1 protein-coding gene is annotated in these 470 nt (G+C 73.2%); it reads right to left on the minus strand.

What is annotated here, in order from left to right:
* Nucleotides 1–470, minus strand: a 470-nt coding sequence (mpaB, locus tag AOK24_RS23010; RefSeq protein ID WP_338060949.1) for a daptide biosynthesis RiPP recognition protein, incomplete at both ends; no start/stop codon positions are given.

The raw sequence follows: 470 nt of genomic DNA on the forward strand, positions 1-470 counted from the left end.
CGGGAACTCCCTTGTCGGCGAAGAAGGTCAGGACCCGCTCGACCTCGGCCCGCTCCGGGTGCCGCGCCACGGCCCCGGCAGCGCCGAGCACCAGCACGAGTTCCGTGATCTCGGCGGCCCTGCGCCCGAGTTGGAAGGTCCGGTCGAGACCGGGAACCCTGACGTACGCCTGCTCCGGCGTCCAGCACAGGATCGGCGCCTCGGCGTCGTCGACGTCCAACGCCCCTTCGTACCCGGCGAGTTCGGGCACGAGCCGATGCCCGAACCCCGAGACCCTGGGCTCGGTGACACCGCGCGCCTGAAGCTCGCGCAGGACATCGAGCGTCGCCAAGTAGCGCGCGAGCCAAGGACGTTGGTGTACGGCAGGCCCCCGCAGCGACTCCGGTACGGCCGCACCCAGCGGCACCGCGCCCGGCACCTCGCTCGCCGCGTTCAGCCGCTCCCACTCCGCCCGCAAGGCCGCCGCCGAG

This window comes from Streptomyces niveiscabiei (genome assembly GCF_001419795.1).
GTDB lineage: Bacteria > Actinomycetota > Actinomycetes > Streptomycetales > Streptomycetaceae > Streptomyces > Streptomyces niveiscabiei.